The organism is Vibrio sp. bablab_jr001, from assembly GCF_016464285.1.
Taxonomy (GTDB): domain Bacteria; phylum Pseudomonadota; class Gammaproteobacteria; order Enterobacterales; family Vibrionaceae; genus Vibrio; species Vibrio fluvialis.
In genome coordinates this window covers 303,498-318,883 of sequence record NZ_JACDWZ010000046.1, presented here as the reverse complement: position 1 = coordinate 318,883, position 15,386 = coordinate 303,498, and the positions used below count along the sequence as shown (strand labels likewise).

15 protein-coding genes are annotated in these 15,386 nt (G+C 49.5%); 5 read left to right on the top strand and 10 right to left on the bottom strand.

The window, feature by feature from the left end:
• Positions 1-19: 19 nt before the first annotated feature.
• The 3 genes from JIG40_RS08760 to JIG40_RS08750 form a co-directional block, all read right to left on the bottom strand.
• On the bottom strand, positions 20-1,504 hold the full coding sequence (locus JIG40_RS08760) for an AMP-binding protein (protein WP_199465170.1): 1,485 nt from the start codon (positions 1,502-1,504) through the stop codon (positions 20-22).
• On the bottom strand, positions 1,501-2,121 hold the full coding sequence (locus JIG40_RS08755; protein ID WP_075990107.1) for a thermostable hemolysin: 621 nt from the start codon (positions 2,119-2,121) through the stop codon (positions 1,501-1,503). The genes JIG40_RS08760 and JIG40_RS08755 overlap by 4 nt, the downstream gene beginning before the upstream one ends.
• Positions 2,122-2,250: 129 nt before the next feature.
• Positions 2,251-2,832, bottom strand: a complete 582-nt coding sequence (locus JIG40_RS08750; RefSeq protein WP_024375350.1) for a class I SAM-dependent methyltransferase — start codon at positions 2,830-2,832, stop codon at positions 2,251-2,253.
• A 279-nt stretch (positions 2,833-3,111) separates the two neighbouring features.
• On the opposite strand from JIG40_RS08750, the gene JIG40_RS08745 reads away from it, so the two are divergent.
• From JIG40_RS08745 to JIG40_RS08735, 3 genes are all read left to right on the top strand, one after another.
• Entirely contained in the window at positions 3,112-3,990 is an 879-nt protein-coding gene (locus JIG40_RS08745; RefSeq protein ID WP_020329009.1) for a LysR family transcriptional regulator, read from the top strand.
• Positions 3,991-4,192: 202 nt separating this feature from the next.
• On the top strand, positions 4,193-5,089 hold the full coding sequence (locus JIG40_RS08740; protein WP_024375351.1) for a cation diffusion facilitator family transporter: 897 nt from the start codon (positions 4,193-4,195) through the stop codon (positions 5,087-5,089).
• Between the two features lie 248 nt (positions 5,090-5,337).
• Positions 5,338-5,856, top strand: coding sequence for an adenylate kinase (locus tag JIG40_RS08735; RefSeq protein ID WP_199465169.1), 519 nt, complete (start codon positions 5,338-5,340; stop codon positions 5,854-5,856).
• Between the two features lie 42 nt (positions 5,857-5,898).
• Here the strand turns inward: JIG40_RS08735 and yddG are convergent, their stop codons facing one another.
• From yddG to JIG40_RS08710, 6 genes are all read right to left on the bottom strand, one after another.
• A complete protein-coding gene (gene yddG, locus JIG40_RS08730) occupies positions 5,899-6,822 on the bottom strand; it encodes an aromatic amino acid DMT transporter YddG (protein ID WP_199465168.1) in 924 nt (307 codons plus the stop codon).
• 52 nt (positions 6,823-6,874) lie between these two features.
• Positions 6,875-7,447: a sugar O-acetyltransferase gene (locus JIG40_RS08725; protein ID WP_044362697.1), complete on the bottom strand. Its 573-nt coding sequence runs from the start codon at positions 7,445-7,447 to the stop codon at positions 6,875-6,877.
• Between the two features lie 81 nt (positions 7,448-7,528).
• On the bottom strand, positions 7,529-7,990 hold the full coding sequence (locus JIG40_RS22845; RefSeq protein ID WP_348541335.1) for a DUF1294 domain-containing protein: 462 nt from the start codon (positions 7,988-7,990) through the stop codon (positions 7,529-7,531).
• Positions 7,991-8,134 (bottom strand): hypothetical protein, encoded by a 144-nt coding sequence (locus JIG40_RS22840; protein WP_244662651.1) that lies wholly within the window; start codon positions 8,132-8,134, stop codon positions 7,991-7,993. It lies immediately after the preceding gene.
• A 98-nt stretch (positions 8,135-8,232) separates the two neighbouring features.
• On the bottom strand, positions 8,233-8,637 hold the full coding sequence (locus JIG40_RS08715) for an OsmC family protein (RefSeq protein WP_143682419.1): 405 nt from the start codon (positions 8,635-8,637) through the stop codon (positions 8,233-8,235).
• A gap of 31 nt (positions 8,638-8,668) precedes the next feature.
• Positions 8,669-9,313 (bottom strand): exopolysaccharide biosynthesis protein, encoded by a 645-nt coding sequence (locus JIG40_RS08710; RefSeq protein ID WP_032080750.1) that lies wholly within the window; start codon positions 9,311-9,313, stop codon positions 8,669-8,671.
• Positions 9,314-10,138: 825 nt separating this feature from the next.
• Between JIG40_RS08710 and JIG40_RS08705 the strand changes: the two genes are divergently transcribed.
• Positions 10,139-10,603 carry a cytidine/deoxycytidylate deaminase family protein gene (locus tag JIG40_RS08705; protein ID WP_020329000.1) on the top strand — a complete coding sequence of 155 codons (465 nt, stop codon included), beginning with the start codon at positions 10,139-10,141 and terminating at the stop codon, positions 10,601-10,603.
• 256 nt (positions 10,604-10,859) lie between these two features.
• On the top strand, positions 10,860-12,674 hold the full coding sequence (locus JIG40_RS08700; protein WP_172558538.1) for a bifunctional diguanylate cyclase/phosphodiesterase: 1,815 nt from the start codon (positions 10,860-10,862) through the stop codon (positions 12,672-12,674).
• Here JIG40_RS08700 and JIG40_RS08695 read toward each other — a convergent pair.
• Positions 12,652-15,303, bottom strand: a complete 2,652-nt coding sequence (locus JIG40_RS08695; RefSeq protein ID WP_199465167.1) for an ATP-binding protein — start codon at positions 15,301-15,303, stop codon at positions 12,652-12,654. The two genes, JIG40_RS08700 and JIG40_RS08695, sit on opposite strands and share 23 nt — an antisense overlap.
• Between the last annotated feature and the right edge of the window lie 83 nt (positions 15,304-15,386).

The following is a 15,386-nucleotide window of genomic DNA, read 5'->3' as shown; positions in this document are numbered from 1 at the left end:
AATGCTTCAATTCAATGCGTTAACAAGATTGCTGGAGCTGGGTCGTGACGATTTTGTTGTCACTTTCTGGCAGTGTTGCCAGCCAGTTTTCAAACTGTTGACGTACCGGACGCCCATTACTGGTGAACAGCCCCGGCTGCTGCTTGAGCCCGGCGACCGTCACCACTTTGCCGATGCGGGCATAATCCGGCAGTGTGTTGTTCAGTTTGTGGATGCTCTGCACCACGATTTCAGGTTGATTGCCATCCACGACCGCTGTCAGCGAAAACTGTCCTTCGCCAACCACAACCATACTTTGCAGAGCAGGGAGCAATTGCGCTTCCGATTCCAGCCACTCCGGTGAGATATTGCGTCCGTAGGCAGTAATGATTTGATTCTTTTTACGCCCGTTGATGGTCAGAAAACCTTGTTCATCTAACTCACCGAGATCCCCGGTTGCCAGCCAAGGCTGAGCGAAGGGTTCGCCGATGTAGCCCAACGCCACGTTGCCGCGCACCAGCACTTCGCCGTCTTGCGCGATTTTAACTTCCACATGGGGAAGCACCCGGCCACTGGTTCCCGGCTTTTGAGCACTTGGCGTGTTGAGACTGACGACCGATGCGCACTCAGACAAACCGTAGCCTTCAAAGGCCGGAATGCCCAACGACTGCGCCTTTTGCAGTAAGGCTGGTGTCACACGTGCACCACCGACGGCCACGAACTTGAGCGAACGTGACAGCATTGGATTGAGCGTCACAATGTGGATAAGCGCCATCAGTAACGCCGGAGTCAGAACCAGGCTATTTGGCTGATACTGGCTCAGGGCTACCGCGAACTGATTCGGATTGAACTGGCTTGAACCCGACAATCCCACCGCTTGTCCCGGAACCACGACTGAGGTGGCACCCAGCAGAAGCGGAACATAGACGCCGGTGATGTTCTCAAGTAGCGTCGACAGCGGCAGAAGTATCAGATGTTTCTCGCAACAGGTTTCGGTTGCAATCGAATCAGCCAGCGCGGCACTCACCTGTGCCAGTTGCTCGTCGCTTAAACAGACCCCTTTCGGCTGCCCGGTTGAACCGGAGGTAAAGGTAATTTTGCTGCTGCCGGGCAACCAGTGCGCGCCATGCGCATGCTCATTACGCCACAGTGGCATACCTTCGATTTGCCCCAACAGCTCAGGCTGCCAACTGTGCCACTCTCCGATCAATACATCCGCACCGGATTGCTCTAACGTGTGCGCGACCTGCGCATCACTAAAAAACATCGGGACAGGCACAGACGGGATCTGCGCCTGCATCGCGGCAAGGTCAGCGATGACCCAGTCCAGGCTGTTTTCTGCTCTCAGCGCAATACAATGAGCCGCCAAACGACTAAGCTGATCCGCCGCTTCCCGCACTCTGACCAGCAAACTCAGATAACTGATCGATTCCATTTGTTGCGTGCGCTCGCTGTATCCGGTAAACGCCGTGGCATCCGGTGTCTGCTCTGCGCGTTGGACTAACGCCTGTAAAATCTTGTTCATGAAAAACCTCCGCTTAAACGATGTTTGCGGTCGGAAAACAGAGCCTGTAAATGCGCTAGGGCTCCTTTGAGATTGCCTGCAACAATACGTGGCTGATATTGGTAGTAATTGCCCCAAATGCTGTGGGCATCAGGAATGCGGGTCGGATCGGCTTCGGCCAGAATGGTCGGATCCAAACCAAGGCGGCACATCATGGCGTACAGGGGATCTGTGGCGGTAAAAATGCACCATTCATACCCCTGCTCCACCAGCTTCTGTGTCATCAGCAGAAAATGCAGTGAAGAAAAACCTTTGGAAAATGATGCAAGCTGACCAAATTCAATCAGCTGCGCGCGATCAATCGGACGACTGAACGCCGAAGCGAGCAGTTCATCGGCCGGATGATCCAGATATTGTTCGAGAAACAGTGCCTCTTCGCTGGCAACACGGTAACCACACAGAGACTTAATGTGGTCGTTATCCATCAACGCCATGAAGGTTGGCATAAAGCAATTGAGACGTGCATCAAACGCCAGCGAATAACGCTGAGCAATGTAGTGTTCGACCTCACCCCGCTTGGGATGGTTGCGATCAATGATCGCCAGATCAAGTGCATGATCCTGAAAAAAGTCTCTCATTGAGAAGCCCTCTGTGGTGCCTTACCCACTGAGCTTAAGGAGGCAAGCTTAAGAGAAACTTAAGAGACTTAAGAAAACAAAAAAGCCGCGACAGGAACCCTGTAGCGGCTTGGATTGATTACAAAATTTTTATTTTCTGCCGACGCCCATGACGACTGGCATGACACCTTGCGGAGTGCTGATTTCAAACACCTTGCTCACTTCGACCGTCGCAAAGCCAGCCTGTGTCAGCATGGTTTCCACATCACGTTCACTTAAACCAAATTCAGGGTCGTTATCATCCACCAGCCAATCCCAGTGAACAAACAAACCACCCTCATCCAACAAGGTATAAATGATGTCGGCAACTTCATTCTGGTTGGGTACAAAACCACACACCGAAGACGCCACGACCACATCAAATTGTTTGCGGAATGCCGGGTGCTGCGCAACCAGACCGCGTGTTAAGTGATCCACTACTGGCTCAACATTGGCCAGCTCTTTTTTATCCAGCTCTTCGATCATGGCTTCGGATGCATCCAAAGCCACAATATCTTTTGCCACTGGTGACATCAGTTGACTTAGCAAACCCGTACCGCAACCGAAATCCAGCACATGCTTGCCTTCAAGCGAAATGAGCTTATTCAGTTGCTGAAAAACGTTCTGCGCAAAAACGGTTGTCGCTTCGTCTTTTTCCCAATCCGCTGCGTATTCGTCCCAGTCGTGTGCCATCATGGCCTCCGTGTTACTTCTTGTATTCGGGCAAACTGCCCAAGTGACCTCAAAATGGCTGGCTCATGGCCGAAAATCGATAGATTTTCTGTGAACCCGTCGGTTTGAGGCAACTTGAACTCCCCAAGATTAAACCAAAACGAAGTGAAGTTCATAGAGTTACAACGCAATCTTGCGTAAGAAAATCTGAATTTGGCTCAATTGGCGATTATTAGAGCAGATAGGCAGCCACACAAAAATTGTTTATGATTCCGAGACTTTCATTGAGTTGAGCACGCTATGAACCTGTCACAAATCGAAGCATTCTGCACCATTGCCAATACGGGTTCGGTTTCAGAAGCCGCCCGTCAGTTGGAGTGCAATCGCACCAAACTCAGCATGGCAATCAAAGCTTTCGAAACCGAATTGGGCGTGGAACTGTTCGCACGTACCGGAAATAACCTCACCCTCTCTGAAGCTGGCAAAGCGATTTACAAAGATTGCGAGAGCATCTTGATCACCGCGACGCGCATTCGCCGCACCTGTTCACAAGTGTCTGATGAGTTCGCCGCAGAAATGTGGATCGCCCGTGACGACTCTTTGCCCGATACACTGTGGCAGGATCTGGCGCATTCACTCAATAAACTGTTTCCCAATACCTCGTTTAACATCGTGCTTGCCTCGAGTGGTGATCTTGCAAGCCTGGTTGCGACTCAACAAGTGGATTTCGCGTTCGGAGTTGACTACGAACGTTTGGACGATCCTCGTATCGGTTATCAGCCGCTGGGCAAAATCCGTATGATGTCGGTGTGTAGCGCAACCCACCCGCTAACCAAAATCAAACGGGTAACAGACGAAGATCTGCGAAAATCCATGCAAGCGGTGATGGTGTATCTGAATGAACAAGACAATTCGAGTCTGGAGCCTTTTTCGCGCCGTTATATCGGCTTTTCCAGCTTTGAGTACATGCTCAGTACCATTCTGACGGAAAGTGCTTGGGGCGTACTGCCGGAACCGCTGATTCGTCACCACTTGCGCGAGCAACGCCTTGCGGTAATTCGCCACACCTATGGTTTGACACAAGAGGATTTTTGTATGTTTAGCGTTGCGGGCAGTTCTGAAAACCCGGCGATGCTTTGGCTCGCCGATAAGATCAGCGACTACTTGTTTGATTTCTAAATTCTTGCTTTGGGGATGCCCGACTTGCCAATGAGCCAGTCAGCGTCAATAATAATGACAGCAAAAACACGAAGCAACTTATTGATTTTAAATAAATAAAACAAAACAGCTCAAACATTAACCTGTTGAATATGCAAATCGTCGTTGTAAAGCCACGCCGTTCAGCCAAAATATCCTCAGTTTCCAACAGGTAAAAAATAAAATGTGTGCTCGAACAAGTTTTAACGAAAATCGTGTCTTGACCCTCTCAGCTCTTTTTGCGTCAATGTTTGCGGGTGGTGGCTTGATTGTCGGTCTGCTTGTAGGCTCACTGGTTATCATGTTTGACGGTGTCTATTCTCTCGTCAGTTTACTGTTAACATTATTGTCGCTAGTCGCTGCTCGCTACATCAGAAAACCATCTGATGCCCAATTTCCTTTTGGCCGCGCAGTGTTCGAACCGGCGGTAATCGCCGTGAAAGGTGCTGTGATTCTACTGATCGTCAGTTATTCACTGTATTCTGCTATCGGTTCCATGTTTACTGGTGGCCGCCCAGTCGATGCGTCTGTCGCGACCGCTTTTGGTGCCATCAACGTTGTAGGTTGTGGCCTGGCTTGGTGGTATATGAAATCACTGGGTAAACGTCACGCATCAGGTCTGATTGACGCTGAAGTTAAACAGTGGCAAATGGACACCATGTTGAGCGTAGCCGTAACTGCTGGTTTCGTTATCGCATGGCTGATGACTCTGACGCCAATGGCAAAATACGCGGTATACGCCGACCCGATGATGATGCTGGCAATGTCGTTCTACTTCATCAAAGTACCATTTGAGATGCTACGCTCTGCAATGCGTGAAATCTTCCTGATGGCACCGAGTAAAGAGATTTGTCAAACCGTCGACCAAAGTGTGGTTGCGGCTGGTAAAGAATCGGAACAGGACATTGAACTGGCAGGCGTGACTAAAGTCGGTCACGAGCTGTGGGTCGACGTGGATATTTACCCAGACAGCAGCGAAGTAATTCTGGTAGAAGATATCGAACAAACACGCAATACCATCGAAAAACGTTTGTCGAAACTGCCGCTGAAACTGCAGATTACCGTCAACATCGCAAGCTAATCGCAAACCCGCCTTTCGGCGGGTTTTTTATTCCCACTTTTGTGAATACCCTCTTTAGCATTGACAAGCCGCAGCACATGTATGAAATTGATTGTATGAAAGCGAATCAGAAACACCTCAACGCACGAATTATCATCATTCCATAGGAATGGTGGGGTTGTGCTGTGCTTTTGATTTGTCGAACCCACCCTCAGAGGTGGGTTTTGTGTCACTGCCTCGTGGGAATTGACAACACCACAGGAGATCACATGAATAAAATCGCCGTTTTTGGAAAGCCCGGTAGCGGAAAATCGATGCTCAGCAAAGCGCTCGCGGAGTCTACAGGTATCCCGCTTCATCAGTTGGATTCGATTGTTTATCAGGCTGACGGAACGCTTACAGATCGCGAAATATTTAACCAGGCGCATCAACAAATCTTAGCGTCGGAGCGTTGGATCATTGATGGTTTCGGCCCGTTGGCTTCGTTCAATGAACGGTTGGAAGCGGCGGATACTTTGGTGTACATCGATCTGCCCTACGCATTGAGCTATTGGCTGGTGACGAAGCGCTGTTTGAAAGGATTATTGGTCAAACCTGAAGGCTGGCCTGATGGCAGTTCTGTTCTCAAAGGCACTTGGCAAAGCTATAAGGTACTTAAGCTTTGTCCTAATTTCTGGAATGATGATTTTTTGAGTCGCTTGCAAGTGCAGTCAAATCATAAGCAACTGCACGTGATCAGAACTCTGAAAGAGCTCAATCATTTCGTTCAGCGGCATACCCATTCATAGCCACATCTGCGCCACAGAATAACGCTGCGGTGCACTGCCTTGTCATACGGATTCTTGCGGCGCATGGGTAGCGCTGCTCTCTGCTGCGCGTTCACGGGTCACCCACCAACAAATCAGTGAACCCAACGTCACCATCGCCACGCCTTGCCAGAAGTTGGCGCCCAGTAGAACGCCCAATATCAGCGATGAGAAAAGCGTGGAAATCACTGGCGTAAAATACGATAAGGTCGCCAGCAACAGCATATTGCCGCGCAAAATGGCCAGATTCCAAAGCGCATAACCGCTCCCCATGACAATACCGGTCAATAGTAAACTGATGGTGCCGGTGCCGTTAAATACCAGCGGCCCTTCATCACTGGCCGCATACTGGCCCCAAAGCACCGCCGCCGTCGCCAGAAAAAACACACAGATGGCATTCTGACCGTTGGCAATAATCTTGGTCACATTGCAGTAAACCGCCCAGATAATGGCGCCAAAGAAGGCCATCGCGTAGGTGAGCGGATTCGTCGCGACATTATCGGCGATGAGAGAGACAGACAACCCTTGTTCGCCCGTAATCGTCCAGGCAACGCCGACAAACGCCAACACGATACTCGGATACACCCAAAGACTGACCGCTTTACGACTGGTGAGAACAGCAAACAGCACCGTTAATGCTGGCCAAAGGTAGTTGATGACGGCCATTTCCAGAGCCTGATGGCGCGAGTTAGCCATACCCAGCGCCAACGCAAGACATATCTCATAGCTGACGAACAGCGTACCGCCGATCAAAACATAGCGCAGTGAGAAACCGCGAAACTTGGGAACGCCCATGACACCGAGCAAAAACAGAGACGCCACACTGTAAATCAGTGCCGCACCGCCTATTGGCCCGAATTGTTCAGCGACCGTGCGAGTCAGCCCCATTAAGCAACCCCACAACAGGATAGCTGCAACACCAAACAGGGTATAACGATGACGTGCCAAGATATGCTCCGCGAATACTAGCAGGAAGAGAAGTGCACTGTAGCGGAAAACCTCAGAAGAGAGAAGCCTCCTCACTCGACTTGAGGTAGCGAATAATCCTCGCTGGCGTGCCGCCTACCAACGTATCCGGTGGCACATCGTGATTAACGACCGAGTTCGCCGCAATCACTGAGCGAGCGCCAATCGTCACCCCTTGATTGATCACGACATTGCCGCCGATCCAGACATCGTCTTCCACCACGATTGGCTTGCATACCGTTTCCCAAAGGCGACGGCTACGATGATCCAACGAATGGGAAGCGGTATAGAACTGACAGCTTGGTCCAATCAGCACGTTGTCGCCAATGGTAATCGGAGCGTTATCCAGCATGACGATATTCATATTTAAAAAAGTATGACGACCAATTCGAATCGTCTGACCAAATTCACAATGAAAGGGGGGCTGGACAATACTTTCCGGGCCGAAAGCTCCAAACAATTGGCTTTGCAAACGGCCTCGCTCTTGTGCATCGATAGATTGATTGATGCGCACTTTGAGTTCTGTCGCTCGCTGGCTGAGCTCAATAATCGAAGGATCGTTGCCGTCAAACACCTGACCTGCCATCATTTTTTCTCGTTCTGTCATTTTGTTTTCCTTTGCTAAGTTCACAAAGGGTAACGGCTTTTAGTCAGGAAAAAAGAGAAAAACCGACAGTTTGACTTTCCCCTATTTGAGAAGCAAAGACGAAATTGTTGAGATGAGAGCGTGTAGCTGCGTTATTCCCTTAGGCGTCAGCGTCCAAATAAGCCAAACAATGTGCCCTAACACAATGCACAACATGAACAATTGGAACAGCAATGACCGAGGTGAAAGGTTCAGGTGGTATTGCCCAAGCAGTGCACCCGGCCAGCCACCCAGCAAAGACAAAAAGAGCACGGCCGATGCACCGGTTCGCGGCTTGCTGCGTTTTTCTGCTCGTTTGTCCAATGCGTAAATAAACCACACCAGAATACTGGCCAATAGGTAGTAATAACCAACAACCGGCGGATAATCCCAATAGATCACACAGCCGACTAATGCGGCAAAAAACCACATGGCGGTCAGTGACGACCACGGAAACGCACGCACTCCGTCAAGGTGAGTGGCGCGCCGCTTTCCTTCTTCATCCTGAACAATGCGAAACCGCACTTATTGTCCTGAGTGGCTTTTCAGATCGACTGAGTTAGACACATCCTGCTGATAAAATTTGATGCGCAACGCGTCGGCCTCCGGAGTAACGTAGCCGTAACCTTTGTCTGCATACCACTCTGTGATTCGTCCTTTGACCGCCATGATTTGCTGAGTTTTCTATCAACGTGCTTTAAGCATAGCTAAGCGGGCAGCAACAGCGAATGCCGCCCAATAAAAAACCGGGCTTTTGCCCGGCTTTTTTATTCAGTGATGATTTCCCAACTGTGGGCCATTTCGACCCCTTTGCCCAACATGAGGCACACCGAGCAATATTTCTCCAGTGAATCGGCGGTGACTCGCGCGACCACTTCTTCGCTGAGGTTTTCACCGGACACAGCAAAGTGAACGTTTACTTTGGTGAACAGACGCGGCGCCGTTTCACGACGCTCTGTCGTCAGTTTAGCCGTGCAGCTACGAACCTTCTCACCCGCAGATTTAAGACCATCCACCACGTCAACTGAGCTGCAACCACCTGCCGCCATCAGCACCATCTCCATTGGGCTTGGCGCTGTTGCACCGCCGTTGCCATCCATCACAATAGAATGGCCCGATTGTGACTGGCCGATAAACTTAAAGTCTTCAACCCACTTAACTTGTGCTTCCATTTTTACTACTCATCTATGCCAGAACTTGGCGTCATAATACCAACATCAGCGAGTTCATCGCTATACGAACCAGAATATAGCCTATCCACACCGCAAACAGACTGATCGCGCTACCGACTATCAAGAACAGCCCATCACGCTCAATAATCCCCAGTGCAAAAAAGATAATCGCGATGTTCGGCGGGAAGTTCACAAACGGCAGCGGCAGCACTGCGACCGCCGCGAGAACACAGATAATAATACCAATGACACGACGAGCCATCTTATTCGACAGCGGTTCCCAACGCGGTTTGATGTAATGCTCAATGCGTTCAAACCAAGGCAAAAGCTCTTCAATAAAACGAATGGTTTTCTGACGGTGCAGTTTACGTTTTTGAATGATGCGAGGCAGACGTGGGGCCTGAAAACCCAGAGCCAATTGCAGGCCAAGCAGGAAAATCGCAAACCCGGCGAAAAAAGAGATACCAGGAATCAGGCCAGCTAAACTCAGCATGATCAGCAGCGCGCCATAAGAGCGTCGCTTAAGCAGCTCCAGCAAGGTGCCAATCGACAAATAAGGTTCAGGGTGATCTTTTAAAGTTTTAACCAGAAACTCAGAGGTTTTCTCCACGTAGTGATCGCTCTCTTTATTTTGTTGGCCTGACGGAATCAGGCGGATGGGCGCATTATCATTCATCCTTCTCGCCTCACGCAATCGAGATTATTGTCTTTACGACAACTTGCCATAATCACTGTTGCGCTTTGTCAGCGCAGATAAAAGAAAACCCCACTAAGCTTTCGCTTAGTGGGGTTCAGTTCTTACTCGCAGCAATCCGGCTACTAATAGGTGCTCCCTGCATCTATTCCTTGATAGTCTGCTGTATCCTTCAGCGCATTCCGTTTCATCGCCGTCCTAGCGGTGTCCCTGTTTCCGTCATCCTGACAGACTTACGCCTTAATCCTTTAGGTTGTCCATCGACCTTCCGTTGTAACCATCCTAGTTAGCAAGCGTCCAGCTAATGTCCTTCGCTTTCCATGCCGACCATTCATCCTGAATAATCGAATCTTCGTCCTGAAGATGACCTGTCCTTGGGTCTTTCCTGTTCCGTGTCTGCTTCCTGCTGACGACTTGAGATTACGACATCGGCGATTTTCAGCAAGCGGCTTACAACACGATAGATATTGAGAAAGTCTCTCAAATCAAATAAAAGTAAATAATTACAATACGTTAAAGTTAAACTTCCGTTTTTGATGATAGTTACAAACGCCGATCTCTCACATCATGTGTAAGAGATCTCGCACAAAGCCAATCCTAAATCATCCCTGTCATCAAAAAGTCCCTCGAACACAAAAGTTGATGGAGCTCTCACTCTAAAAAGCGTAATAAGGAAGCAGTCAGGCTGTCTTGGCGGCTGAAGGCCAGATTTTCCTAGACTCACCCTGTTAAATTAAGGATATTATTACCGATCTTAATCACATAACTGACAAAACTCACCGCTAACTCTGTTGAGGAAACCACCACATGATTTCTAAATGGGCACAACGCTTTTACCAAATGGCAGAACTTGTTGGCTCGTGGAGTAAAGACCCTTCCACGCAGGTAGGAGCCGTCATTACTAAACAGAATCGCATCGTCTCGGTTGGCTTTAACGGCTATCCACACGGTATCTCTGACAGCGCCAATACTGATGATCGTGACATGAAATATCTCAAGACACTGCACGCCGAAGAGAATGCCATTCTGTTCGCGAAACGAGATCTGGATGGTTGTGAGATATACGTCACCCACTTCCCTTGTCCAAACTGCGCAGCCAAAATCATTCAAACTGGTATTTCTGCCGTGCATTGTCCGGAGCAGTCGGAAGATTTTCTGTCGCGCTGGGGCGACAAAATTAAAGTGAGTCAGGATATGTTCCTGCAGGCAGGGGTTAAAGTGAACTGGCTGCCAATTAATGAGCTGCAACCTATCAGCGAAATCAACAAATAATATGAGCCCTCCTTTTGGAGGGCTTTATTTTTCTACCTACGCTGTCTTTTCAATCTTTCGAATTAAAACAAAAGTTAAGAGCGTTTTTTTGACCGTCTCTTAAATGAGACTGAGCGGTAACTTTGCCGTGTTTGTCTGCCGTTTTGACCTGAGTCTGCTTTGTGACAGACAAACTGGGGCTACAATTCCATTCATAAACCCGATTCGCTGCAACTCGCTTTCTCTGCAGCCCGAGCGCGACTAAAACAGGATCTCTATGGCATCAACGTCAAATAAGGCTGTTTCAGGATTAGGTACGCGTTTTATCATTACGCTGTTGTATCTGCTCGCTGTTTCCGTCATCAGCTACACGCTGCTCACCCAACATCACGTCGCGGTGCACTACTACTATGGCTATCCGGTTTGTATGCTGATCGCTCTGGTTGCCCGTCCGCGGTGGCTGAAAGCATTGGCGTCCATCACTTCTATTGCCGTTATTCTGGTGGGGAGCTATTTTGAACCGCTCAATCTGGATGCGATAGAAGAAGCATTTCTTCTGATCCCCCTGACCTACATCGTGCTCTACCCCGGTTCACTGTGGCCGTTTGCTTCAGCAATCCTGCTGATCGCCAGCTACCTGCAATACCAAAAAGTGGGAACGCCAGCTTTCAGCGAATTCACTGAAGATGCGCTTGAACTGACGGCCATCGCCTTCTTTGCCACGGTCGGTGTCTATTACAAACAGAAGCTGCAGCGCCAGCTGGAACGTTATCGCCGCGACAGCCAGACCGATTTCCTGACTCAACTGGCCAATCGCAAAGCGTTTACCCACGAAACCAAAGAGCTGGAGCGTCACCGTGATCCCACGGAACATTACGCGTTGCTGCAACTGGATATTGACGACTTCAAACTCATCAACGACAGCCTTGGCCACCAGCAAGGTGACAAGCTGCTGGCGGAACTGGCGAAACGCCTGCGTGAGCTGGATTTTTCGCGGGTGAATCTCTATCGCATGAGCGGCGATGAATTCGCGATCATTCTCAAAGACAAGTTCGATATTCGTTTCTACGCCGATCAGGTGGCCAACTACATTCTGGAAGCGTGCAATAAAGGCTTTAGCCTTAACAACCGTACGTATCACATGACCATGAGTATCGGCATTGCCCTGTTCGAGGATGCCATGCACGACAGCGACATCTGGTGCCGCAATGTGGACATCGCTGTGCTGCGCGCCAAGCAAAAGGGCAAAAATATCATTCAGCATTTTGATGAAGAGCTGATCAGCGAAACGATCCGCAACTACCAACTGGAAAGAGAATTGAGTAACGCCGTCGACAAGCAGCAGCTTGCGCTTTACTTTCAGCCAAAAGTCGACATTGCTACAGGCCAGGTGCATAGCGCAGAAGCGTTGATTCGTTGGCAACATCCCGATTTAGGGTTGGTCAATCCGGAAGAATTTGTAGGTGTGGCTGAAAAGAGCCAGCAGATCATTCCGATTGGTCGCTGGGTGATTGAAACCGCGTGTAAACAGGCCAAAGCCTGGCAACAAGCAGGGCACGAAATCTGTATTGCCGTGAATGTTTCTACGGTGCAGTTTTTATACGATGATATTTTTCACGTGGTGACCAAAGCCCTGCGTGAAACCGGGTTAGATCCGAAACTACTGCAACTGGAGATTACCGAAACCACATTAATGCAGCAACCGGAGAGCGTGTGTGAAACCTGTCAGGATTTACGTACGCTGGGGATACGAATTGCGATCGATGATTTTGGTGTCGCATACTCGTCCCTGAACTATCTGAAACAATTGCCCGTTGATGTGTTGAAAATCGATAAATCGTTTGTTGATGACTGCGTGCACAACCACGACGACCATATGCTGGTGCGTACCATCATTCAGTTGGGCCACAACATGGGTAAAGTGGTTACGGCCGAAGGCGTGAACAACCACAACCAACTGCATTTGCTGGCGATTGAAGGCTGCGACGAATATCAGGGCTACTACTATTCAAAACCGCTCCCTGCGAATCAATTCATTGAACGCATCGAGCGCATCGAATATCCGGAGCCTACGCGACTTCAAGCTCATTAAAAATATCGAATAGCTGCTTTGACTTATACGGTTTGGGCAAATACGCATCCATCCCCGCTTCAAAGCAGTGAGCGATATCTTCATCCAGCACACTGGCCGTGAGAGCGATGATCGGTATTTTCTTCAGCCCTTTTTCGGCTTCCCACTCACGAATTTTGCGCGTGGCGGTAAATCCGTCCATGACAGGCATCATGCAATCCATCAGCACCGCAGAGAACTGGCCGCCCTGAGTAACAATGTCCACCGCTTCCTGACCATTGCTGACAATCACATATTCCAACCCTGCTTTCTCGAGAAAAAACGTCGCGATTTTCTGATTCATCAGGTTGTCTTCGACAATCAGAATGCGGGAGGTGCTATCAGCATCGACCGTCAGCAAAGGGCGTTCCTGATTAAGCGACGCTTCGCTGGATACTAACGGCATGCGGATCATCCGCTCGAAACGGCTGCCCAAAAACGGCAGTGTGATTCGGCCATTCACCAGTTCAGCCACTTCTTTATTGGTGAAGAGATGGTGCTGCAACATGATGAGTTTAGCGTGTGGAAAACGCTGTTTAAGTACCGCAATATCTGCGCGGCAGCTTTGCGCCAGACTATAGCAATACAACACGTTCACCACACTGCTGGTAAAGGCTATTTCAGCCAACTGAGCAACCGTGTTGGTTTCGACCAGATCCAGCCCCAACCGTTGGCACTCACGGCGAATCGCCGCGGAATAGTTGGAATTGTTGTTGATCAGCAACGTGTATTCGCCCAAGGCCGCGATAGCGGGCTGATCCGTTGGCAAATCCACCGGAATAATGAACTCAAACTGGCTGCCCAATCCCTTGGTGGAATGAACCTGAATAGAGCCATGCATCATCTCCAGTAGTTCGTGACAAATCGCGAGCCCCAGCCCCGTGCCGCCATACCGGCGCGTAATGCTGCCATCTTCCTGAGTAAACGGCTCAAAAATCGTTGCCAGCTTACTCTTCTCAATGCCTTTGCCCGTATCTGTCACACTGCACCGAATCATCGGAGGGCTTTGGTCGAGATAGTTCACCTCTACATTGACGTAACCATCCTGGGTAAACTTCACCGCGTTAGAGAGCAGGTTCATCAGGATCTGCTTCACCCGATATTCATCCGCAATCACCAATTCAGGCAACGCAGGATCGAGCTGAATATTTAACGCAATATGCTGGCTGACCGCTTTTGAGTTCACCATGTTGACGGTGTCATACACCATTTCCGAAAAATTGAAGCTGTTGGGGTTAAGCGTAAGACTGCCCGCCTCGATTTTCGACAAATCGAGAATGTCGTTGAGCAGCATCAGCAACGAATGGGAAGAGGTATCAATATCGGCTAAGACTTCGCTCTGGTTCGTGTTGAGGCCTGTGGAGGCCAGTATCTCAGTCATACCGATAATGCCGTTAAGCGGAGTGCGAATCTCATGCGACATGTTAGCCAGAAAGAAGCTCTTGGCGCGGTTTGCCGCAACCGCCTCTTCTTTGGCGTGAATCAGTTTGGCCTCATGAGCCTGCATTTCCTGCACAATATGATTCAGGCTGCGACAGAAATCTGAAAATTCATCGTTCCCGTCAATCGGGATCTGCTTTGCGCTGTCACGTTGCTCGCGCAAACGTCCCATGGTGTCGAGAATGCGGTTGAGTTTGGATGAGATGCGATAAAAGGTGCCAAGACCCAGAATCAGCAGCAGCACGAAGACCAATGCAACGCCTGCGCTAATCGTTGTGATACGCTGCGTATCGCTGGTAACACGTTGTTCAATCTGCCGCGAAAGATGGTCGGAAAAACCCATGAACAGCTTTTGCACCGCCGCCTGGCGATTCTCAATTGACTGCACGTATCCGGTCAACTCTTGCGGTGTCACCTCCTGATGCAATATTTTATCGCGCACCAGTGCCCCTTGTCTGAAATCTTGCTGCGCGAAGAGTTTGACGATTTGATCGAGCTGTGCGGTACTGGCACCGGTATCGATAAAACGCTCCAGATGTTGCTGTTCCCGTTCTGCTATCTGAAAATACTGACCCAACTGCTGCTGATCAAAATTCCCCGTTTCCGATACGCCGCGAATAAACCACACTTCACGCTGCATCCAGTAGAGAAACCAACTCAAGTCGTCATACACCACATCCAGCGTATGAATCTCAGACGGCGCCTGATGATTACTGCGTTTTTGAATTTCCACCAACAGTTCGTAAATCAGATCAAACGACCACTGACCGTAATCTTCCATATTGGAAGCCGACGCCGAGTTAATCTCACGCGCAAGGTTTTTAAGTTCTGCTACGTTGTTTTTGATCAGCAGTTCTGAGTTACCGATCAACCCTGTGTACGCCTGCGTATCGAGCAAACCATTCACGGCATTCAGTTCCTGATCGAGTTGCGCAAGATAGGGCTGAATATCATCGCCATTGGTGCGACCAATCATGGTTTGATACATCAGATGCGTCACATTGGTGATGTGACTGAGCATGGTGATCTTTTCTGTGATCACACGATAGGACGACAATTGTGACTGAAACTGGCTGAAGAGATTCCACGTTCCCCAACCAATCACAAGCATCGGCACTAAACAAAGCAGCATCAGGCGAGTTTTTATCGAGAAGCGAGAAGCAGTGCGCATTCCTAAACCTTGATTGTGAAGAGAGCTAGCCTATGGTTAAAGAGTAGACAGTCTTCGCACCGTTTGCGTCCATAATTTCAAGA

Bases quoted from the DNA above. Each gene is read 5' to 3' on its own strand.
- JIG40_RS22840 (WP_244662651.1), bottom strand. From the start codon at position 8,134: ATGGCGGTCAAAGGACGAATCACAGAGTGGTATGCAGACAAAGGTTAC.
- JIG40_RS08700 (WP_172558538.1), top strand. From the start codon at position 10,860: ATGGCATCAACGTCAAATAAGGCTGTTTCAGGATTAGGTACGCGTTTT.
- JIG40_RS08715 (WP_143682419.1), bottom strand. From the start codon at position 8,637: ATGGAAGCACAAGTTAAGTGGGTTGAAGACTTTAAGTTTATCGGCCAG.
- JIG40_RS08725 (WP_044362697.1), bottom strand. From the start codon at position 7,447: ATGACAGAACGAGAAAAAATGATGGCAGGTCAGGTGTTTGACGGCAAC.
- JIG40_RS08710 (WP_032080750.1), bottom strand. From the start codon at position 9,313: ATGAATGATAATGCGCCCATCCGCCTGATTCCGTCAGGCCAACAAAAT.
- JIG40_RS08760 (WP_199465170.1), bottom strand. From the start codon at position 1,504: ATGAACAAGATTTTACAGGCGTTAGTCCAACGCGCAGAGCAGACACCG.
- JIG40_RS08755 (WP_075990107.1), bottom strand. From the start codon at position 2,121: ATGAGAGACTTTTTTCAGGATCATGCACTTGATCTGGCGATCATTGAT.
- JIG40_RS08705 (WP_020329000.1), top strand. From the start codon at position 10,139: ATGATTTCTAAATGGGCACAACGCTTTTACCAAATGGCAGAACTTGTT.
- JIG40_RS08740 (WP_024375351.1), top strand. From the start codon at position 4,193: ATGTGTGCTCGAACAAGTTTTAACGAAAATCGTGTCTTGACCCTCTCA.
- JIG40_RS08745 (WP_020329009.1), top strand. From the start codon at position 3,112: ATGAACCTGTCACAAATCGAAGCATTCTGCACCATTGCCAATACGGGT.
- JIG40_RS08735 (WP_199465169.1), top strand. From the start codon at position 5,338: ATGAATAAAATCGCCGTTTTTGGAAAGCCCGGTAGCGGAAAATCGATG.
- JIG40_RS08695 (WP_199465167.1), bottom strand. From the start codon at position 15,303: ATGCGCACTGCTTCTCGCTTCTCGATAAAAACTCGCCTGATGCTGCTT.
- JIG40_RS08750 (WP_024375350.1), bottom strand. From the start codon at position 2,832: ATGGCACACGACTGGGACGAATACGCAGCGGATTGGGAAAAAGACGAA.